At 51.6% G+C, this 19,433-nt stretch carries 19 protein-coding genes; 11 read left to right on the top strand and 8 right to left on the bottom strand.

Annotation, left to right across the window (positions count from 1 at the left end; translation table 11 throughout):
- The first annotated feature begins 3 nt into the window (after positions 1-3).
- Together SC127_RS21840 and SC127_RS21835 are read left to right on the top strand one after the other, a co-directional pair.
- Complete coding sequence (locus SC127_RS21840) at positions 4-1,170, top strand: methionine aminotransferase (RefSeq protein ID WP_332628122.1); 1,167 nt, start codon at positions 4-6, stop codon at positions 1,168-1,170.
- Between the two features lie 13 nt (positions 1,171-1,183).
- Entirely contained in the window at positions 1,184-1,963 is a 780-nt protein-coding gene (locus SC127_RS21835; protein ID WP_243077892.1) for a transporter substrate-binding domain-containing protein, read from the top strand.
- 37 nt (positions 1,964-2,000) lie between these two features.
- Here SC127_RS21835 and pepT read toward each other — a convergent pair whose 3' ends face one another.
- Complete coding sequence (gene pepT / locus SC127_RS21830; RefSeq protein WP_243077893.1) at positions 2,001-3,227, bottom strand: peptidase T; 1,227 nt, start codon at positions 3,225-3,227, stop codon at positions 2,001-2,003.
- A 119-nt stretch (positions 3,228-3,346) separates the two neighbouring features.
- On the opposite strand from pepT, the gene SC127_RS21825 reads away from it, so the two are divergent.
- The gene (locus SC127_RS21825) at positions 3,347-4,939 is read left to right on the top strand and encodes an ABC transporter substrate-binding protein (protein WP_243078496.1); all 1,593 of its coding nucleotides are present in this window, start codon (positions 3,347-3,349) and stop codon (positions 4,937-4,939) included.
- Between the two features lie 20 nt (positions 4,940-4,959).
- On the opposite strand, the gene SC127_RS21820 is transcribed toward SC127_RS21825, so the two are convergent.
- Positions 4,960-5,877 (bottom strand): LysR family transcriptional regulator, encoded by a 918-nt coding sequence (locus tag SC127_RS21820; RefSeq protein WP_332628118.1) that lies wholly within the window; start codon positions 5,875-5,877, stop codon positions 4,960-4,962.
- 165 nt (positions 5,878-6,042) lie between these two features.
- Here SC127_RS21820 and SC127_RS21815 point away from each other — a divergent pair, with 165 nt between their 5' ends.
- A complete protein-coding gene (locus SC127_RS21815; RefSeq protein WP_243077895.1) occupies positions 6,043-7,476 on the top strand; it encodes a M20 family metallopeptidase in 1,434 nt (477 codons plus the stop codon).
- On the top strand, positions 7,473-8,741 hold the full coding sequence (locus SC127_RS21810) for an MFS transporter (RefSeq protein WP_332628114.1): 1,269 nt from the start codon (positions 7,473-7,475) through the stop codon (positions 8,739-8,741). Before SC127_RS21815 ends, SC127_RS21810 begins: the two co-directional genes overlap by 4 nt.
- Positions 8,742-8,883: 142 nt before the next feature.
- Here the strand turns inward: SC127_RS21810 and aldA are convergent, their stop codons facing one another.
- The gene (gene aldA / locus SC127_RS21805; RefSeq protein WP_332628112.1) at positions 8,884-10,320 is read right to left on the bottom strand and encodes an aldehyde dehydrogenase; all 1,437 of its coding nucleotides are present in this window, start codon (positions 10,318-10,320) and stop codon (positions 8,884-8,886) included.
- Positions 10,321-10,657: 337 nt separating this feature from the next.
- On the opposite strand from aldA, the gene SC127_RS21800 reads away from it, so the two are divergent.
- Positions 10,658-10,924, top strand: a complete 267-nt coding sequence (locus tag SC127_RS21800; protein ID WP_215846777.1) for a DksA/TraR family C4-type zinc finger protein — start codon at positions 10,658-10,660, stop codon at positions 10,922-10,924.
- 4 nt (positions 10,925-10,928) lie between these two features.
- On the opposite strand, the gene SC127_RS21795 is transcribed toward SC127_RS21800, so the two are convergent.
- On the bottom strand, positions 10,929-11,027 hold the full coding sequence (locus tag SC127_RS21795; RefSeq protein ID WP_008925225.1) for a YoaK family small membrane protein: 99 nt from the start codon (positions 11,025-11,027) through the stop codon (positions 10,929-10,931).
- 35 nt (positions 11,028-11,062) lie between these two features.
- On the bottom strand, positions 11,063-11,386 hold the full coding sequence (locus tag SC127_RS21790) for a hypothetical protein (RefSeq protein WP_215846778.1): 324 nt from the start codon (positions 11,384-11,386) through the stop codon (positions 11,063-11,065).
- A 358-nt stretch (positions 11,387-11,744) separates the two neighbouring features.
- On the opposite strand from SC127_RS21790, the gene rhaT reads away from it, so the two are divergent.
- Entirely contained in the window at positions 11,745-12,779 is a 1,035-nt protein-coding gene (gene rhaT, locus SC127_RS21785; protein ID WP_332628064.1) for an L-rhamnose/proton symporter RhaT, read from the top strand.
- 44 nt (positions 12,780-12,823) lie between these two features.
- Here the strand turns inward: rhaT and rhaR are convergent, their stop codons facing one another.
- Positions 12,824-13,696 carry an HTH-type transcriptional activator RhaR gene (gene rhaR / locus SC127_RS21780; protein WP_243077899.1) on the bottom strand — a complete coding sequence of 291 codons (873 nt, stop codon included), beginning with the start codon at positions 13,694-13,696 and terminating at the stop codon, positions 12,824-12,826.
- Between the two features lie 11 nt (positions 13,697-13,707).
- Positions 13,708-14,529, bottom strand: coding sequence for an HTH-type transcriptional activator RhaS (rhaS, locus tag SC127_RS21775; RefSeq protein WP_215846779.1), 822 nt, complete (start codon positions 14,527-14,529; stop codon positions 13,708-13,710).
- 293 nt (positions 14,530-14,822) lie between these two features.
- On the opposite strand from rhaS, the gene rhaB reads away from it, so the two are divergent.
- Genes rhaB through rhaM form a run of 4 tightly spaced genes read left to right on the top strand, consistent with a single transcriptional unit; the run spans position 14,823 to position 18,701 of the window.
- Positions 14,823-16,295: a rhamnulokinase gene (gene rhaB, locus SC127_RS21770; protein ID WP_243077900.1), complete on the top strand. Its 1,473-nt coding sequence runs from the start codon at positions 14,823-14,825 to the stop codon at positions 16,293-16,295.
- The gene (locus SC127_RS21765; protein WP_332628060.1) at positions 16,288-17,544 is read left to right on the top strand and encodes an L-rhamnose isomerase; all 1,257 of its coding nucleotides are present in this window, start codon (positions 16,288-16,290) and stop codon (positions 17,542-17,544) included. The genes rhaB and SC127_RS21765 overlap by 8 nt, the downstream gene beginning before the upstream one ends.
- Positions 17,545-17,554: 10 nt before the next feature.
- Positions 17,555-18,397, top strand: a complete 843-nt coding sequence (rhaD, locus tag SC127_RS21760) for a rhamnulose-1-phosphate aldolase (protein WP_332628058.1) — start codon at positions 17,555-17,557, stop codon at positions 18,395-18,397.
- Positions 18,387-18,701, top strand: coding sequence for an L-rhamnose mutarotase (gene rhaM / locus SC127_RS21755; RefSeq protein WP_215846782.1), 315 nt, complete (start codon positions 18,387-18,389; stop codon positions 18,699-18,701). The genes rhaD and rhaM overlap by 11 nt, the downstream gene beginning before the upstream one ends.
- 53 nt (positions 18,702-18,754) lie before the next feature.
- Here the strand turns inward: rhaM and SC127_RS21750 are convergent, their stop codons facing one another.
- Complete coding sequence (locus SC127_RS21750) at positions 18,755-19,405, bottom strand: TetR/AcrR family transcriptional regulator (RefSeq protein ID WP_332628055.1); 651 nt, start codon at positions 19,403-19,405, stop codon at positions 18,755-18,757.
- Positions 19,406-19,433 lie beyond the last annotated feature (28 nt).

Below are 19,433 nucleotides of genomic sequence, written 5' to 3'. Positions count from 1 at the left end.
AACATGTCCCTGGAAACGCCCGTACAGATCTCCTCGAAACTGCCGGATGTCGGTACCACCATTTTTAGCGTCATTGGTCAGCTCTCGGCCCAGCATAAAGCGATTAATCTTTCGCAGGGCGCGCCTAATTTCCCTTGCGATCCGGCGTTGGTTGAAGAAGTTAGCCGTGCCATGCGCGAAGGTCATAATCAATACGCCTCAATGACCGGTTTGCCCGCATTGAGAGAGGCGTTGGCGAATAAAGTCGAAACGCTGTATGGCCAACGCTACGATGCGGCGAGTGAAGTGTTAATAACCGGCAGCGCAAGCCAGGGCATTTACATGGCTATTACTGCGCTGGTCCATCCGGGTGATGAAGTGATTTTTTTTGAACCGGCTTTCGACAGCTATGCGCCGGTGGTGCGTTTGCAAGGCGGCAAACCGATTGGCCTGAAATTACAGGTACCAGATTTTGCGATTAACTGGGATGAATTACAGGCCGCGATCACGCCACGCACCCGCATGATCATTATCAATACGCCACATAATCCCAGCGCGCAGGTTCTCACTCCAGAAGATCTTGATCGCCTGGCAGCTTTAACGCGTAACACTGATATTGTGGTGCTGTCCGATGAGGTGTACGAACACATTCTGTTTGACGGGCGTAAGCATTGCGGCATGGCAACGCATCCAGAACTCGCCGAGCGCAGCGTTATCGTCTCCTCCTTCGGCAAAACCTTTCACGTTACCGGCTGGCGCGTGGGGTATTGTCTGGCACCGGCCGCGCTGATGACTGAGTTGGTAAAAGTGCATCAGTTTATGATGTATGCGGCGGATACCCCGATGCAGGTCGGTTTCGCGCATTATCTGCAAAAGGCTGAAAACTATCTTTCTCTGTCGCGGTTTTATCAGGAAAAGCGCGACCGCCTGCTGACATTGATGAAAGATTCACCGTTCAAGCTGCTGCCTTGTGCCGGCTCCTTCTTTATGTTGGCCAGTTACGGACATTTCAGTGACGAATCTGATAGCGAAATGGTAAAACGTCTCATCGTCGATCACGGTGTGGCGACCATCCCGCTGTCGGCGTTTTATATGGATGGCACAGACAATAAACTTATTCGTCTCTCGTTCGCTAAAGATGATGCAACGTTGCAAGCTGGCGCCGCTGCGCTGTGCAACGTAAAACAATAATCAGGGGTCAGTAATGAAAAAAATCAATACGCTGTTTCTCGCTCTGGGCATGATGACGTCGGTATCCGTTTTTGCGCAAGACAGCCTGCGTTACGGTCTTGAATCACAATATCCTCCCTTTGAAAGCCGCAATGCACAAGGCGAACTGGAAGGGTTTGATATCGAATTAGGTAACGCGATCTGTAAAGCGGGCAACTTTAACTGTCACTGGGTTGAAAGCAGCTTCGATGCCTTAATTCCGGCGCTGCAGGCGAAAAAATTTGATGCGATCAACTCAGCAATGAACATCACCGAAGCGCGGGCGAAAAATATCGACTTTACCCGCCCCATTTACCGCATCCCAACGATGTTAGTCGGTAAAGAAGGGCAGAAAATGGAGCCAACTGCGGCAGCGCTGAAAGGCAAGAACATTGGTGTGTTGCAGGGTTCGATTCAGGAAACCTATGCCAAGAAGCATTGGGAATCGCAGGGCGTTACTGTGACCGCGTATCAAGATCAGAACCAGGTTTATAACGACATGGTCGCGGGCCGTTTGGATGGCACACTGGTGATGTCAGCTGCTGGACAATCGGGCTTCCTCGACAAGCCGCAGGGCAAAGGTTTCGCTTTTATCGGCAAGCCGGTAGAAGATGACGCTATCCTGGGCTCCGGCATTGGTTTTGGCCTGCGTAAAGGCGATGCCAACCTGAAGCAGAACCTGGATGCAGCCATCGCTAAAGTCCAGAGTGATGGCACGGTGAAGAAGCTTGCCGAAAAATTCTTTCCCGGCATTGATGTTAGCGTGAAGCAGTAAATCCAACATCGGGCGCGTCTGCGCCCGATTGCTTTTCCTACCGTGCCGCCAGATAACACAATTTTTCTGCCACCTGATACGATTTCACAAATGACGTGATCGGTAAAAACTCGAAGCGGGAATGGAAATTGTGCGCGCCGGTAAAGAAGTTTGGCGTCAGTAAACCCTTGGCGGACAGTGCCGCGCCGTCGGTGCCGCCGCGCATAGGTATGACCTTCGGTTCAATATCCAACGCTTCCAGCGCGTTAAAAATCAAATCAATCGCTCGACGATCGTCGCCCAGCGCATTAGAGATGTTGCTGTAGGTATCACTGATCGTGATGTCAACCTTGCCGGTTGGGTAACGCGCCGCAATGTCTTGTACAACCTGCTGTAAACGCTGTTTGCGCAGCGCAAAGTTAGCCAGATCAAAATCACGAATTGAGGCTTTCATGGTCGCCAAACTGGCGTTAGCGTGAATTTCATTGAACCAGATATAGCCTTCACGGCCTTCGGTATGCTCCGGCGTTTCTAGTCGATCAAACTGGCTGATAAAGTCGTGCGCCATTAACAGCGGATTCACCAGCACGCCTTTGCCGGACATCGGATGTGCGGGGACACCGGTGAACGTAATTTCCGCTGCGGCGGCATTGAAGTTTTCATATACCACTTCGCCAAGTTCGCAGCAGTCGATGGTCCAGGCAAAATCTACGTTGAACCGCTGCTCCAGATCCAGCGCTTTAGCGCCGCGCAGACCAATTTCCTCATCCGGCACAAATGCCACCACGATGTCACCGTGATCGCCTTGCAGATTTTCCATCAACGTCATCACTACGGTAACGGCCGCTTTGTTGTCGGCGCCTAGCACGCTGGTGCCGTCGCTAAAGATAATCTCCTGACCGATATAAGGCGCAATTTCAGGGTGTTCATCTCGGCGTAGCCAGATATCTTGCTGCGCATTCAGACACAAATCTTCACCTTGCCAGGTCAGTATCTGTGGATGAATATCGGGCGACAGCCCAACATCAACCGTATCGATGTGGGTGATAAAACCGATGCGCGGTGCGTCAGGACGATTACCCGGCTTCACGGCGGTCACGGTGGCGTGTTCATCTATCACCACGTCCTGTAATCCCAACGTCAGCAGCTCATCCGCGAGCAGTTTTGCCATCACGTGTTGGCTTGGCGTGCTCGGTAATGTGGTGGATTTGGCATCGCTTTGGCTGCTTACTGCCAGGTAGCGAAAAAAGCGTTGGGTTAACTGCGTCTCAAGTTTGCCGGTCATCACTAATCCTTATTGGTTCTGAGGTTCGCTAAGCTGCCGAATCGTGCTATCAATGAAGCATATGAATGATTCATTTAGTTATTCTGATCAACGGAAGTCAATAAAAAGCGAGAGTAATGATGAAAATGAAGATGGCCATGTTAGCGCTGCTTACCGCTGGGATAAGCATCACCAGCAGCGTTAACGCGAAAACCCTGGTTTACTGTTCAGAAGGTTCACCAGAGAATTTCAATCCACAAATTTACACCTCTGGCACCAGCGTCGACGCCAGTGCGGTACCGATTTTTAATCGCTTGGTCGATTTTAAAACCGGCACCACTGAACTGGTGCCGAGCCTGGCAGAGCGCTGGGAAATCAGTCCAGACGGCACGGTTTATACCTTCCATCTACGGCAGAACGTTAAGTTTCACAGTAATAAATCCTTTAAGCCAACGCGCGATTTCAATGCTGATGACGTGATTTTTTCGTTTATGCGCCAGATGGATCCCAAAAATCCCTATCACAATGTCTCTGGCGGCACTTACGCCAACTTTGAAAGCCTTGAGCTTTCGACACTGATCAAAAGCATCGACCGCGTCGACGATCACACCATTCGCTTTACCTTGAACCACGCAGAAGCGCCATTTCTTGCCGATCTTGCCTGGTACTTTGCTTCCATTCACTCGGCGGAATATGCCGATAAAATGCTGAAAGCGGGAACGCCAGAAAAGGTGGATATGGACCCGATCGGAACGGGACCGTTTGAACTGGCGCAGTATCAGAAAGATTCGCGCATTCTCTATAAAGCCTTCCCGGATTACTGGCAGGGCAAAGCCAAGCTGGATCGCTTAATCTTCAGCATCACGCCGGATGCCTCGGTGCGTTATGCCAAGCTGGAAAAAAATGAGTGTCAGGTTATGCCATTCCCTAATCCGGCAGACTTAGAAAAAATGCGTGAGAACGCGACTATCACGCTGGCTCAGAAAGCAGGATTGAATACCGGTTTCCTCGCGTTCAATACCACCAAAGCGCCTATGGATAACGTTAAAGTGCGCCAGGCACTGGCAATGGCAATCAATAAGCCCGCTATTATTGAGGCCATTTTTAAAGGCACCGGCACGGTAGCGAAAAACATTCTGCCGCCGGGTGTCTGGAGCGCGGATAAAGACCTCAAGGATTACGACTACGATCCCGAAAAAGCCAAGGCGCTGTTAAAAGAAGCAGGCATCAAACCCGGCACTGAAATTGCGCTATGGGCGATGCCAGTACAGCGACCTTATAATCCCAATGCGCGTCGTATGGCTGAGATGATTCAGGCAGATTGGGAAAAAGTCGGTATCAAGGCCAATATCGTCAGTTACGAATGGGGTGAGTACCTTAAACGTGTGCGCAGCGGCGAGCATCAGGCGGCCTTGATGGGCTGGACCACCGCAACCGGCGATCCAGACAACTTTTTTGGCCCGCTTTATAGTTGTACCTCTGCTCAGGGCGGCTCTAACTCCTCCAAATGGTGTTATCAGCCATTCGAGAAGTTAATTACTGAAGCGCGTAAAGAGCCAGATCAGGGCAAGCGCACTGCACTTTATCTTCAGGCGCAGCAGATCATGCATGACCAGATGCCTGCCGTGATGATTGCGCATTCGACAATATTCGAGCCGGTACGCAAATCTGTCAGCAACTATGAAGTCGATCCTTTTGGGAAGCACATTTTCTATCAGGTAGACATCAAATAATGCCGCTTGCGGCAGGCCAGTTAACCCGCCTGCCGCAGTTGTGCATCCATCTCCGTTAAACGTTGCTGTAGGAACGTCAGGAACAGATTCAATGCCGCGCTGCGCTGTCGACCCGATACGGTTTGCAGCTGCAGCGTGCGCTGGCTAAGTTGATCAACACCCATTGAACGCAACACCAGCTGCGGCGTTTCTTGCCTAAACAACAGTGTAAAGGCGCTGCAAATCGTCACCGCCTGCGGTGTATGGAGCAAGAAGTTGTAGAGGGTAGAAAAATAATCGCAGGTTAGTACCGGTTCAACCACGCTGCCGTTCATCTGACAAGAGAGATCAAACAGTTGGCGCACAGTGGTGTTTTGCCCCGGCAGCGCCAGCGGATAGTGACTTAAATCAGCCAGCGTGACCTGCCGTTTTGCCAGCGGATGCGTGGTTTGCATCGCCAGCAAAACCGGGGCAGGCCACGAACCCAACACCTCAACGCCCCGCTCAGGATGCAGACTAAATTGCAGCGCGACATCACATTCTCCGGCTCGCACCGCTTCCGCCACGCCCTGTGAATGCGTGACTTTCATAGCAAACAGCACGCTGGGATTAGCCAGCCTGAATTCCGCTAGCAGCCCCGGCAACAGGCTGAATGCCATTCCATCGGTACAAGCAATCCTTATTTGCGTGCGGCGCACCGCTTTCAGTCCTTTAATTTCAGCCAGTGCATATTCCATATCCAGCTGACTTTTCCGGACGTGATGCGCAAAGATTTCACCCGCTTCATTCAGCACCATGCCGCGAGCGTGGCGTTCAAACAGCGGTACGCCAACCTGCGCCTCCAGCCGTTGAATCTGTCGGCTGATTGCCGACACCGCGACGAACAGCTGTTCACTGGCGGCGCTCAAGGAACCCTGGTTAACCACGGCGAGAAAATAGCGTATTTCACTACTGAGCATTGCGTAACCTTCGTGTTCAGGTGCCTTAAAAAGGGGCATGCCTCTTAATCGGGCAAATAAGCTTTGTCTTAAAAGCAAAGCTTACTCGATAAATTGATGATTGTGGCAACGCTAATTTTTTGACAATTATAGGTTCATTATTAAGACAAAAAATGCAGGGCAAACATGACACAGCAACAGAGCGTACAGCAGGCCGTAGAACAGGCGATGCGTTATTTCGATAGTGGCGAATTTCAACAGCTTTTAGCACGCCGCATCGCCTGCGTAACAGAGAGTCAGCGTCAGGATCGTGACCAGGAATTAGATCATTACCTGCGCGATGAAATTGCGCCTCAACTCAAGGCGTTGGGATTTACTCTGCACTTCTTTGACAATCCACAAGCGGCTAATCGGCCTTTCCTGATTGCTACACGCATTGAAGATGCTGCTCTGCCAACGCTGCTCTGTTATGGGCATGGCGATGTGGTGTTTGGAGATGATGAAAACTGGCGGGAAGGTTTGTCGCCTTGGCAGCTCAAAGAAGAGGGCGATCGCTGGTATGGACGCGGCAGCGCAGATAATAAAGGCCAGCACTGCGTCAACCTGGCCGCGCTGGAGCAGGTGTTTTCTGCGCGCGGCGGCAAACTGGGCTTCAACTGTAAAATCCTGTTTGAGATGGGTGAAGAGATCAGCTCGCCTGGGCTGGCAGAAATTTGTCAGCAGCAGCAAGAATTACTGCGCGCCGACCTGTTTATCGCCTCTGACGGCCCGCGCCTCAATGCAGTCCGCCCCACGTTGTTTCTTGGTTCACGCGGCGCGGTAAATTTCCGCCTGACGATTAACGCTCGTGACAACGCTTACCATTCCGGCAACTGGGGCGGTCTGCTCAGCAATCCCGGCACGCAACTCGCCAATGCTATCGCCTCTCTGGTCAATGCGCAGGGCGTGTTACAGGTTGAGGCGCTGAAACCCGATTCTCTCACCGAGGCGGTACGTGAAATTCTCAGCGACGTTGAAGTGGGCGGTATGCCGGGCGATCCTGAACTGGCAGCCCACTGGGGCGAGCCAGGGTTATCTCCGACGGAACGATTGTATGGCTGGAATACGCTGGAAGTGCTGGCGTATGAAACCGGCAATTTAGCGCGTCCTATGAATGCAATTCCTGGTAAGGCCACGGCGGTCTGTCAGCTGCGTTTTGTTGTGGGAACAGACTGGCAGAATCTGGTGCAGCACGTTGAAGCGCATTTGCGTCAGCACGGTTTTGATAATGTCGATGTTGAGTTTATGCGAGGTTCACCGGCTACCCGTCTTGATCCTCTCAATCCGCTGGTGACTTGGGCGCTGGAAAGTCTGGCTATTAGCAGCGGCAAAAAACCCGCGTTACTGCCCAATCTTGGGGGGTCGCTGCCGAATGAAGTCTTCTCCGACATTCTCGGTTTACCCACATTGTGGGTGCCGCATTCCTATCCCGCTTGCGGTCAGCATGGCGTGAATGAACATATGCTGAAGTCAATAGCGCGTGAAGGTTTGCAGATCATGACACGCCTGTTTTGGCAGTTAGGTGAAGAGGGCGAACAGCTGATAGCTCGCCATCGTGCTTATCAGGGCGGTGTAAAATGAGCAGTCTGGCCCAAGAAATGCCATTAGCAAAACCGAGCCTGCATAAAACGCTGTTTGCGACCTGTATCGGTAATGCGCTGGAGTGGTTTGATATTGCGGTTTATGGTTTCTTCGCCAGCTATATTGCACACAACTTTTTCCCTACCAGCGATCCTTCAGTGTCCATGCTCCTGACTTTTGGCAGCTTTGGTGTCTCGTTTTTGATTCGTCCGTTGGGTGCTATTGTGCTAGGCAACTACGCCGATCGTCATGGGCGCAAGAAAGCCCTTTTGCTCTCCATCAATTTGATGATGCTGGGCGGCGCGATGATTACCTTTATGCCGAGCTATGCCACCCTCGGCCTGGCTGCGCCGCTGCTGATTTTAATGGCACGTCTGATTCAGGGATTCTCTGCGGGTGGCGAATTTGGCAGCTCAACGGCGTTTTTGGTTGAACACTTCCCGGAACGCAAAGCTTTCATCGCCAGTTGGCAGTTCGCCACGCAGGGCGCGAGTACCTTAATGGCGTCGGCGTTTGGCCTGGGATTAACGCAGCTACTGACAGAGGCGCAGATCCAGGATTGGGGCTGGCGAATTCCCTTTGCTTTTGGCCTGCTGATTGGTCCACTGGGCTGGTATATTCGCCGCAACATTCATGAACCTGCCAGCTTCGTTCAACAGGAGAAGCATGCAGCGCCGCTGAAAGCGCTGTTTGGCAAGCAGAAGTCGCTGATTACGCTGGCGATTGGCTTAATGGTGATTTCAACCGCCGTCAATTACATGCTGAACTACATTCCAACCTACACCACGAAAACGCTGCATTTACCGGGATCGGTAGCGTTTAGTGCCACGCTGGTGGCAGGCATTATCCTGACGGTGGTCACGCCGGTGATGGGGTTGTGGGCGGAGAAAATTGGACGTTTACCCTTGATGTGGGGATCGCTGCTGCTGCTGATCATCACCATCTATCCGGCATTCAAAGGGATGGTGAATCACACCACGCCAACTACGCTCATTCTGTTGGTCGGTTGGATGGCGCTGCTGAAATCGATCTATTTTTCGACCGTGCCGTCGGTGATGGCGGATATTTTCCCGCTCACCACCCGAGCTAGCGGCATGGCGATCAGCTACAACGTGGCGGTAACGGTTTTTGGTGGTTTTGCACCGCTGATTTGCAGCATGTTAATCAGCAGTACCGGCAGCAGCCTGGCACCAAGCTATTACTTGATGGCCGTCGCGTTATTGAGTGGTTTGGCCTTATTGCGTAGCGGCAAGCGCATGGCATAAAGAGATCGGGCCGCTGAAAAGAGCGGCCCGGCTTGCTATCTGAAACAATGTGAGCCGCAGTGCGCCCAAGTGCTTATTCAAGCAGGCGACCAGGGTGAACAAGCGACGCCAACGTCTCTGCGCCAATAACTATGATGGAGAATTAGGTGAATTGCAGATAGGCGACATGGGTCTGCAGATACTCTTCCAGTCCATGTTTTCCATCGGCTCCGCCGACGCCTGATTTCCGCCAGCCCGCATGGAAACCCTGCATCGCTTCAAAATTCTCACGGTTAACGTAGGTTTCACCAAACTTCAGCTTACGCAGCGCGTTCATCGTCGTATTGATGTTTTGCGTGAAAATCGAGGAAGTTAAGCCATATTCGCAATCATTCGCCAGTGCAATGGCTTCATCCAGCGTTTTGAACGTCATGACAGGTAATACCGGGCCAAAGATCTCGTCACGCATGATCTCCATATCCTGGCGCACGTTGGTGATAATGGTTGGCTCAAAGAAGAACCCTTTATCGCCAGCACGTTTGCCACCCAGCACCAGGTTGCCGCCATCTGCCAGCGCATTAGCCACTTTCTGCTCAACGCGAGCCAATGCAGCGGAAGTGATCAGTGGCCCCATATCGATATCCGCTTTTTCGGCTGGATTGCCGAATTTAATCTCTTTAAAGGCGGCTGTAATGGCTGTCAAAAAGCGATCGTAGATGCCTTCCTGCACATAAACACGTTCCACACAGTTACAGACTTGTCCGGTATTGATGACGCGTGAGCTAACAATCGCTTTTACGGCGATATCCAGGTCAGCATCATCCATCACGATGGCGGGCGCTTTACCGCCCAACTCCAGCGACACTTTAGTGACGTTTTTGGCTGCCGCTTCCATGGTAGCGATGCCAGCACCGACGCTGCCAGTCAGGCTGACCAGGCCCACTTTCGGGTTTGCAGCCAGTTCCTGTCCCACTTCTGGGCCATAACCGTACACAAAGTTGATCACGCCGTTGGGTAATCCGATCTCTTGCAGAATTTCAGCAAAAATACCGGCATTGTTTGGGGTCACTTCGCTGGGTTTAATGACGATGGTGTTGCCGGTAATCAACGCCGGTGCGGCTTTGCGCGCAATCAAGAAGAAGGGAAAGTTCCACGGTAAAATACCGGTGGTGACGCCAATCGCCTTTTTGAACAGGAAAATATTCTCATTGGGACGATCGCTGTTAATGATTTCGCCTTCATAGCGGCGCGCCCATTCCGCCATATAGTCAAGATAATCGGCGGTAAACAACACTTCAGTCTGTGCCAGTCCTTGCGTTTTACCGCCTTCGGCCACAATGGTTGCCGTCAGTTCAGGCTCTCGCTTGCGAATAGCGGCCGCAATTTTGCGTAACCAAATACCACGCTCAACAGCGGGCAACGCTTCCCAGCCTGGCTGCGCGGCTTCTGCTGCGCTGATAGCACGGCTGGCGTCGGCAGCACTGCCTTCAGGAATACGTGACAGCAATGCTTCGGTTGAAGGGTTGATAACTTCAATCCATTTATCGTTCTGGTGGGCGACAAATTCGCCATTAATATAATGTTGAAGATGAGTTGTCATTCGAAGTGCTCTCCGCTATCGGTACGTTACATTTATGTAAGCTAAAGGATGTAATAAGTGCAGCCTGAAACAGATCAAGGTGTAGCACCTTTTTCTGGTTGCCAGCGGAGAATCAGACATGGCAGTCAATCGCAGGTTGACGTGACCTTCACAGCAAATCTGCGAGTTTGTTGTAAAATAAAGGTGTTATACCTTAAATGATTCGCGCGCCAGGAAGGCGACAAGCTTGTGCTTTCTCATGTGATTACGCCGTCAGGTGACGGGGACGAATGAGGTGAATCAACGCATCTGCAGCGTAAAGCAGGTTGGATAGGGTGGTTTAAACGAGGGCGAGATCATGGCAAATGGTTGGGCGTCTGACGGCGCAGTGCAAGAACAGATCGACAGCACAGTGAATGACGAGATTAGCCGTGTCCGTCAGTCGCTAGGTCAGGGTGAAAGTGCCACAGAGTGCGAAGCTTGCGGCGAGCCCATTCCTGAAGCGCGACGTAAGGCGCTGAAAGGTGTGCGCTATTGCGTAGCCTGTCAGGAAAAAATGGATAAACAGCAGAAGGGCGCAGGACTGTTTAATCGTCGCGGCAGCAAAGACAGCCAGCTGCGCTAAAAGATCAGGAACCGGGCATTGCCAGACCGCTGCCGATGAACCAGGCGAGAAAGCCGACGCCTGCCACGATAATGGCGATGGGAAACAAAATACCAATTCTCATTATTTTCCTGCTATTCAGTGAAAAAAACGATTTTATCACGCTAACTGCAACACTGCGCGATGGGTTTTCAGCAGGGTGAAGAGCTGGAACTGCGTCTCGTCATCCACCTGACGTAAAACGTCACCCTTCTGATAAGTAATGTGATGCACATGCCCTAACTGACGCCAGACCACAATGGCTGAAGCCACCAGCGCGCAGTTTTCCTCAATTTGAATACATTCCACCGTCGCGTAATGCGACTCATCAAGTCCATTGATAAATATTTTTACCGCTTCGGCAGGCAAAATCGCGCGAATATCATCCAGCATCACGCGGCTGACGGCGCGTGAGAGAAAAAGCGTTAACCACTTCGTTGTCATCACAATCCCTGATATCGATGGATTTTCCCTGTTTATACGACCTTGGCTGGGCAATGAAAAGCGTTCTTTGTCTCTTTGCCAATTTTGCTGATAGGGCGGCAACCAACACGAAAATGTGCTGCGCCACACAGCAATTCAGTAAAAAAATCATAATAATAAGCGACTTAACAGGTTGAGTGCCCGACTTTCCGACAAATGTGATTTTGTGATCTCTGACGGGAATAACAATTAAATATTGCCACTACGCCTTCGCCTTCGGCAGCCATTCAAAGGCTGATGAATTCCTGCAAAACGTAGACTGCGTGCTAAGCGGGAATCTTCGGATTTCTGTAGGCCTCAACCTTACGAAGGAATAACAATGAACAGTGCCATTATTGCAGGTATCTTCTGGCATTTTGTCGGAGCTGCCAGTGCCGCGTGTTTCTACGCGCCATTTAAACAGGTGAAAAGATGGTCATGGGAAACCATGTGGTCAGTTGGCGGCATCATGTCCTGGCTGATTTTGCCTTGGGCAGTCAGCGCCGTATTACTGCCAAATTTCTGGGCGTATTACAGTAGCTTTAGTCTTTCACAGTTGATGCCGGTGTTTCTGTTTGGTGCGATGTGGGGCATAGGAAACATCAACTACGGGTTAACGATGCGTTACCTTGGCATGTCGATGGGGATTGGTATCGCCATTGGCATCACGCTGGTCGTCGGTACGCTTATGACGCCCCTGATTCAGGGTCGCTTTGGCGAGCTCTTTGCTTCCACGGGCGGGTTGCTAACGCTGTTAGGTGTGTTTGTGGCTTTGATCGGCGTAGCGATTGTTTCGCGTGCGGGTTTACTTAAAGAACGCGCACTGGGAATCAATGCCGAAGAGTTCAACCTGAAGAAAGGCTTAGTACTGGCTGTGATGTGCGGCATTTTTTCTGCTGGCATGTCCTTCGCCATGGACGCAGCCAAACCTATGCATGAGGCGGCAGGGCAATTAGGCATTGATCCCCTGTATGTCGCTTTACCAAGCTATGTTGTCATCATGGGAGGGGGCGCCTTGGTTAACCTTGGTTTCTGTTTCTTCCGCTTGATGACCAAACCCGAGTTGTCGATACGCAAAGATTTTTCTGTGGCTAAGCCACTGCTGCTCGCCAACGCAGCTTTTGCTGTATTGGGCGGCACCATGTGGTATCTGCAATTTTTCTTCTATGCATGGGGCCACGCCAAAATCCCACCGCAGTATGACTATGTAAGCTGGATGCTACACATGAGCTTGTATGTGCTGTGTGGTGGCTTGGTTGGCCTGCTGCTGAAAGAATGGAAGTCAGCGGGGCGCCGTCCGGTTAGCGTACTGTCGATTGGCTGCGTGGTCATTATCATCGCTGCCAATATCGTTGGCTTAGGCATGGCGGTGTAGATCTTATATCCGGATGCATTACAGCGAGCCTTAACCGGCTCGCTTTATTGTTTTTCAGTATCAGGAATTTTAAGCGTGTGACGAGGCGAAAGAAAACGCTGGCGCCAGGCGCTGGGGGTTAATCCAGTATCTCGCGTGAATACCACAGAAAAATAGTTACTGTCATCAAAGCCGCAGCGCGCGGCCACTTCTCCGATTAAACAGTCTTGTGTACGCAATAAATACTTTGCCTGACACAGTTGCAGTTGGCGCAGGTAATGGCCAACGGTCATCCCGGTTTGCTGACGAAACAGCTGTTTTAGCGATCGCTCATTGAGTTGGTTTTGCTGACAAAACACGGCAAGGTCAAAGGGCCTGGCAACGGCACCTTGCAGTGCTGACATCAACAAATCGAGTTGTTCACCTTCAGGCAAAGCCCAAGGCCGATCAGCGGCATAGCCGTGACGACGCAAGATGATGGCTAACTGAAGGAAAAGTGCTTCTGAAAGTTGAATGGAGAGAGGATCGGTTTTGCGGCTTTCCCGTTCAAGCTGACTAATCACGCCGCGCGCCAGCGCCATGCCGCGCGTGGTTAAACGCCAGCATCCTGGCGCATCGTGACCTTGTGAAGGAATGAGTTGCTGCCAGTCCAGTCCCAAACCAAAGCGATCGCGACAATAGAGAATGTTATCCAGCACTAAATCGTTGACGCTGTCATAGCTGTGGCAATCATTATCTCGGATATAGAAAACGTCGCCGCAGGTGACTAACCAAGGTCGATCATTCAAGACATGCAAGCCATTGCCTCGCCAAACAATGACAATTTCGCTGAACTCATGCCGATGAGGGGGAAATGAGGGTTGTGGCATACGTTCTGCCACCGCAACCGGGAGGTTAGGGGCAGGAAAATAATCCTCTCGGCTGAGTAACAACGTCATGGCTGGCTCCTCTATAACATCTGCTGGCGCTCCGCCCGTGGAGCACAGCCAAATTCACGCCTGAACAAAGTAGAGAAGTGATTGCTGTCACCAAAACCACATTGAAAGGCGATATCCGTAATGCGCATATCACTGTGACGCAGCAAGTGACGCGCTTGCAACAAGCGCAGCCGGTTGAGATAACGCTGCGGCGTACTGCCTGTTTGCTGCTTCATTTGCCGATGTAGCGTACGCAGCGAGAGCGAAAAACGATCCGCTATCTCATCCCATATAATTTCATCACTGTAATGATCGTTCAACCAGTCCAGTAAACGGTGTAAACGCGCCTCCTGATCCTGTGCATTTTCGTCACGGCAGGCTTCACGCAATAACACCAGCAGCTGCAAGAACAGTTGCTCCTGACGCGCTTGTTTTTCCAGTGACCAGGCCTGATCCTGGCGCATTTGTGCCACCACGTTCAACGCCTGCGCCATCACTTTATGATTGATGCGCCAATGTGATGAATATTGACCATCCTGGTCGCAGGGCAGCAGCGCTTGCAGGCCAGAGAGAAAACGAAACGCACTGGGGCTGCGGTAAAGCACATTCGTCAGGCAAAGGTTTTCCGTTTGCTCATATAAGTGGCGATCGTGATCGCGGATAAAGCAGACGCATCCTGCACATAACGTTTGTGGCTGACCATTAAAGACATGAATTCCCGATCCCTGTTCAACCAGCACAATTTCGTGGAAATCATGATGATGCTCTGGAAAAGCCTGTTGCGGCACGCGAGGTTCAATCGCTATCGCGTAATCACCTTCAGGGAAAAAATCGGCACTGTGCAAAATGGTCATGGTCGCCTCTTATTATCGTTAACAAAAACGTAACCGAGTCTAAAGAGGACACCCAAACTCTACCTTGAATTTTTACCTTAACTCAGCAGGAATTATGCTGTTTATTTAAGAAAGCCGCAGTAGATAACAGAATTGCGGCGAATGTCACATCCCCTCGCATGCCACCTCTGTGATCTCCCTCACGAACATCTTTGCAAGTCTGCCAGCGCTAATGCGCCACTGGCAGTATGCGGAAGGTGCAGAAAGGGCAAGGTTTCTACTCTGTGAACATCAAATCACAGGAAGAACACGCCATGAGTAAGCGAAATATCGTTGCCATAGATTTAGGCGCATCCAGCGGACGAGTGATGCTTGCCCACTGGGATGCAGCGACCCGCCATCTCAATCTGCGTGAAGTCAAACGCTTCGCCAATCAACGTCAACGCCGCGCCGGCTATGACTGTTGGGATGTCGATCAGCTCGAACAGGAGATTCGTGCTGGTCTGGCCCAGTTAGATCAGGAAGGTATCGTACCCGATAGCATCGGTATTGATACGTGGGGTGTCGACATGGTGCTGCTGAATGCCCAGGGTGCGCGCGTTGGCGAAGCGGTTAGCTATCGTGATGCACGTACTCACGGCGTGATGGAGCGTGCCCTGCGAGAAGTGGGCAAAAGTGCCATCTACGCACGCACCGGTATTCAGTTCCTGCCTTTTAATACGCTGTATCAAATGCGTGCGCTGCATGAGTCGCAACCCGACTGGCAAGCTGACGTAGCACATGCTCTGATGATTCCTGATTACCTGCATTATCGCCTGACTGGCAACATGAACTGGGAATATACCAACGCCACGACGACCCAAATGCTGAATATCGAAAGCGGCGAATGGGATGCCGATTTGCTGGCATGGGCAGGCGTTGAGGCTAAATGGTTTGGCAAGCCCCAGGCGCCAGGCAATACCATCGGCTTTTGGAAAAGCGCAACCGGCGAACCCATTCCGGTGATCGCCGTTGCCACCCATGATACCGCCAGCGCGGTTTTGGCCACGCCGTTGATGCAGGATGATTCCGCTTACCTCAGTTCAGGCACATGGTCATTGATGGGGTTTGAAAGCTTACAACCTTACGCTTCAGAAGCTGCGATGCGCGCCAATATTACGAATGAAGGTGGCGCAGAAGGGTATCGGGTACTGAAAAATATCATGGGCTTATGGCTACTACAGCGAATTTGCAGCGAACTGAATATTGAAGATTTGTGCCAACTGATCGCCGAAACAACACACGAACCCGCCTGCCGCTCGCTGATTAACCCTAACCATGCGCGCTTCATCAATCCCGACAGCATGGTAGGTGAAATTCAAAATGCCTGCGCTGAACAAGGTATGCCCGTTCCGCAATCTGCTGCTGCTTTAGCCCGCTGCATCTTTGACAGCCTGGCGCTGCTTTATCGTGAAGTGATGGGTGAGCTGGCGACGCTGCGTGGACAAAATTTCAGTCAGTTACACGTGGTCGGCGGCGGCTGCCAAAATCATTTTCTTAATCAACTTTGTGCCGATGCCTGTGAAATCTCTGTGCTGGCGGGGCCAATTGAAGCCTCAACGCTCGGCAACGTCGGATGCCAGCTGATCGCGCTCGGCGAACTGACCGACGTGGCGGATTTCCGTCGCTGCGTAGCGAAGAACTTCCCACTCGAAAAATTTGAACCGCAAACTAACAGCGCTTTTGGTGCCAGCCAGGCACGCTTCACCGCGCTGAGCCAACCTGCTAAGGAACTCGCTTATGACTAAGCTAATTGAACAAGCCTTTGAACTGGCTAAACAACGTTTCGCTGAAATTGGTGTTGATGTAGAAGAAGCCATTAAGCGACTGGACAGCGTGCCTGTTTCAATGCACTGCTGGCAGGGAGATGATGTTCGTGGATTTGAAAACCCGCAAGGCACCTTAACGGGGGGGATTCAGGCAACGGGAAATTATCCCGGTCGTGCACGTACAGCAGAAGAGCTGCGCGCCGATCTTGAGAAAGCGTTGTCATTGATTCCTGGACCTAAACGCCTGAATCTGCATGCTATTTATCTGGAAAGCGACACGCCGGTTGATCGCGATGCTATTGAACCGAAACATTTCGCTAACTGGGTAGAATGGGCTAAGAAAAATAAACTGGGCTTGGACTTCAACCCAAGCTGCTTCTCACATCCTTTAAGCGCAGACGGCTTCACGCTGTCTCACACCGATAAAAATATTCGCCAGTTCTGGATTGATCATTGCAAAGCCAGCCGCCGTATTTCTGCTTACTTTGGCGAGCAACTCGGTACGCCTTCCGTCATGAATATTTGGGTGCCAGATGGCATGAAAGATATCACCGTTGATCGCCTGGCTCCGCGTCAACGCCTGATGAGCGCGCTGGATGAAATTATCGCTGAGAAGCTCAATCCAGAACATCATATTGATGCGGTCGAAAGTAAGTTGTTCGGTATAGGTGCCGAAAGTTACACCGTCGGGTCAAATGAATTCTTCCTGGGATACGCCAGCAGCCGTCAAACCGCATTAACGCTGGATGCCGGACATTTCCATCCAACCGAAGTGATCTCTGACAAAATTTCTGCCGCCATGTTGTACGTACCACGCCTGTTACTGCATGTCAGCCGTCCGGTGCGTTGGGACAGCGATCATGTGGTGCTGCTTGACGACGAAACGCAAGCCATTGCCAGTGAAATCGTACGCCACCAGCTGTTCGATAAAGTACATATCGGTCTCGATTTCTTCGACGCATCCATTAACCGCATCGCCGCGTGGGTCATCGGTACGCGTAACGCGAAAAAAGCGCTGCTGCGCGCCTTGCTGGAACCTACCGACCGCTTGCGTAAGGTGGAAGCGGAAGGTGATTACACCGCGCGCCTGGCGCTGCTGGAAGAACAAAAATCACTGCCCTGGCAGGCGGTGTGGGAAGCCTGGTGCCTGCGTCACGACGTCTCGGCTGATGCCAGCTGGTTAAGCGATGTCCGTCATTACGAACAGCAAATTTTGAATCAACGTTAAGGATTTCACTATGCAAAGCATTCTTTCTTCCTGGTTTGTTAAAGGAATGGTTAAAGCCACGAGCGACATGTGGTTGAAAGGCTGGGATGAGCGCAACGGCGGCAACGTTAGCTTGCGTTTGCTGGAAGAGGAGGTGAAGCCTTTTGCTGAGGATTTCTATGCTGAGCCGCGCTGCATCGAACTGACGCAACCTGCGCCAGCGCTGGCAAATTGTTGGTTCCTGGTCACCGGCTCCGGTAAGTTTTTCCGCAATGTACAGCTCGATCCAGCAGATTGTCTGGTATTGCTGCAGGTAGATGATAAAGGCTTGTCATACAAAATTCATTGGGGCTTGTCGAATGGCGGATTGCCAACCTCAGAACTGGCCTCGCACTTCCAGTCGCATTGTGTGCGTAAAGAGGTCAGTAACGGCGTAGATCGCGTCATCATGCATTGTCATGCCACAAACTTTATGGCGCTGAGCTATGTGGTTGAACTCGATTCTGCTCGCTTTACCCGTTTGTTATGGGAAGGCAGTACCGAGTGTCTGGTGGTCTTCCCGGATGGTGTGGGCATTCTGCCATGGATGGTACCGGGCACCGACGGCATTGGCGCCGCTACCGCCGAACAGATGCAGTCGCATACGCTGGTGATGTGGCCTTTCCACGGGATTTTTGGCACCGGGCCAACGCTGGATGAAGCTTTTGGCTTAATCGACACCGCAGAAAAATCATCAGAAGTGATCGTGAAAGTGCTTTCGATGGGCGGTATACGTCAAAGCATTACCACTGAGCAGTTGATTGCTTTGGGTGAACGCTTCGGCGTGAAACCGTGGCAGCCAGCGCTGGATGTAGGACCTGCCAATGCTGCGTAGAGCGTTTGTTATGCAGGTGAACGCAGATTGCCATGCAGAGTATGAGCGTCGCCATTCACCTATCTGGCCAGAGCTGTCCGAAACGCTCAAAGCGCACGGCGCACACAATTATGCCATCTGGCTGGATGCCGATCGTAATTTACTGTTTGCAAGCGTAGAGATTGAGTCGGAAGAGCAGTGGAATGCGGTGGCACAAACAGACGTTTGTCAGCGCTGGTGGGCTTCAATGAAAGATTTGATGCCATCGAATCCCGATAACAGCCCTAAAAGCCAGGCCTTGAAGCCGGTGTTTTTTCTGGAATAGCGTTTGGCAGTAATTTTGCGAATAAAAGGGGGCGGATAATGCGCCCCCTTTATTTAGTGCTGCCCCTGACACAAACCGGTTAACGTTGGCCACATTGCCATCAGCGTATCAATAATACTGTCGAGATCTTTTCTTAAAGCCCCTTCACGTGCCCGCACAGACATCCCTTGCAGCATACAGGCGAGATAACGCGATAATGACTCAATGTTTACTTTTTGGTTGAGTTCGCCGCGCTGCTGACGCGCCACTAAAAAACGACTCAACGTCGCTTCCTGCGCCTGATTTTGCTGCTTCAGCATATTAGCAATTTCGCTGGATGATGCGGACAACGCCGTCGACGTGCAGATAAAGAAGCAGCCAGAAGGTGAATTCCGGTCAGTGAAGCAGGCGGCTGTCGCGCGGAAATAGCCTTCAATGGCTTTATCTACCGCAAGTTGATCATCATCAAGTGCCGCTTCACGATAAGCACAGAACTTTTCTGTATAGCGCGCCATAGCCGCTCTAAACAAACCTTCTTTATTAACAAACTCTGCATAGAGTGTGGGTGCTTTAGCGCCAGTGGCGGCGACCAAATCGGCCAGCGATGTTCCTTCGTAACCATGCGTCCAGAAAAGTGTCAGTGCTTTATCCAGCGCAGCCTCACGATCAAACACTTTTGGGCGGCCCCGACATTTCTTCACATCGCAATCTTGTACCTGGCTCATACAACCTCACTACTTTAGAAACACTCTA

It is taken from the genome of Pantoea sp. T14 (assembly GCF_036663535.1).
GTDB classification, from domain to species: Bacteria; Pseudomonadota; Gammaproteobacteria; order Enterobacterales; family Enterobacteriaceae; genus Pantoea; species Pantoea phytostimulans.
The sequence above is the reverse complement of the archived record's forward strand: the minus strand, read 5'-3'. Positions and strand labels throughout refer to the sequence as shown.

Excerpts from the sequence above, each read along its gene's own strand:
- pepT (WP_243077893.1), bottom strand. The coding sequence starts at position 3,227 with ATGACCGGCAAACTTGAGACGCAGTTAACCCAACGCTTTTTTCGCTAC.
- rhaD (WP_332628058.1), top strand. The coding sequence starts at position 17,555 with ATGCAAAGCATTCTTTCTTCCTGGTTTGTTAAAGGAATGGTTAAAGCC.
- SC127_RS21825 (WP_243078496.1), top strand. The coding sequence starts at position 3,347 with ATGAAAATGAAGATGGCCATGTTAGCGCTGCTTACCGCTGGGATAAGC.
- SC127_RS21750 (WP_332628055.1), bottom strand. The coding sequence starts at position 19,405 with ATGAGCCAGGTACAAGATTGCGATGTGAAGAAATGTCGGGGCCGCCCA.
- SC127_RS21810 (WP_332628114.1), top strand. The coding sequence starts at position 7,473 with ATGAGCAGTCTGGCCCAAGAAATGCCATTAGCAAAACCGAGCCTGCAT.
- SC127_RS21840 (WP_332628122.1), top strand. The coding sequence starts at position 4 with ATGTCCCTGGAAACGCCCGTACAGATCTCCTCGAAACTGCCGGATGTC.
- aldA (WP_332628112.1), bottom strand. The coding sequence starts at position 10,320 with ATGACAACTCATCTTCAACATTATATTAATGGCGAATTTGTCGCCCAC.
- rhaM (WP_215846782.1), top strand. The coding sequence starts at position 18,387 with ATGCTGCGTAGAGCGTTTGTTATGCAGGTGAACGCAGATTGCCATGCA.
- rhaR (WP_243077899.1), bottom strand. The coding sequence starts at position 13,696 with ATGACGTTGTTACTCAGCCGAGAGGATTATTTTCCTGCCCCTAACCTC.
- rhaS (WP_215846779.1), bottom strand. The coding sequence starts at position 14,529 with ATGACCATTTTGCACAGTGCCGATTTTTTCCCTGAAGGTGATTACGCG.
- SC127_RS21800 (WP_215846777.1), top strand. The coding sequence starts at position 10,658 with ATGGCAAATGGTTGGGCGTCTGACGGCGCAGTGCAAGAACAGATCGAC.
- SC127_RS21815 (WP_243077895.1), top strand. The coding sequence starts at position 6,043 with ATGACACAGCAACAGAGCGTACAGCAGGCCGTAGAACAGGCGATGCGT.
- SC127_RS21820 (WP_332628118.1), bottom strand. The coding sequence starts at position 5,877 with ATGCTCAGTAGTGAAATACGCTATTTTCTCGCCGTGGTTAACCAGGGT.
- SC127_RS21795 (WP_008925225.1), bottom strand. The coding sequence starts at position 11,027 with ATGAGAATTGGTATTTTGTTTCCCATCGCCATTATCGTGGCAGGCGTC.
- SC127_RS21835 (WP_243077892.1), top strand. The coding sequence starts at position 1,184 with ATGAAAAAAATCAATACGCTGTTTCTCGCTCTGGGCATGATGACGTCG.
- SC127_RS21790 (WP_215846778.1), bottom strand. The coding sequence starts at position 11,386 with ATGACAACGAAGTGGTTAACGCTTTTTCTCTCACGCGCCGTCAGCCGC.
- SC127_RS21765 (WP_332628060.1), top strand. The coding sequence starts at position 16,288 with ATGACTAAGCTAATTGAACAAGCCTTTGAACTGGCTAAACAACGTTTC.
- rhaT (WP_332628064.1), top strand. The coding sequence starts at position 11,745 with ATGAACAGTGCCATTATTGCAGGTATCTTCTGGCATTTTGTCGGAGCT.
- rhaB (WP_243077900.1), top strand. The coding sequence starts at position 14,823 with ATGAGTAAGCGAAATATCGTTGCCATAGATTTAGGCGCATCCAGCGGA.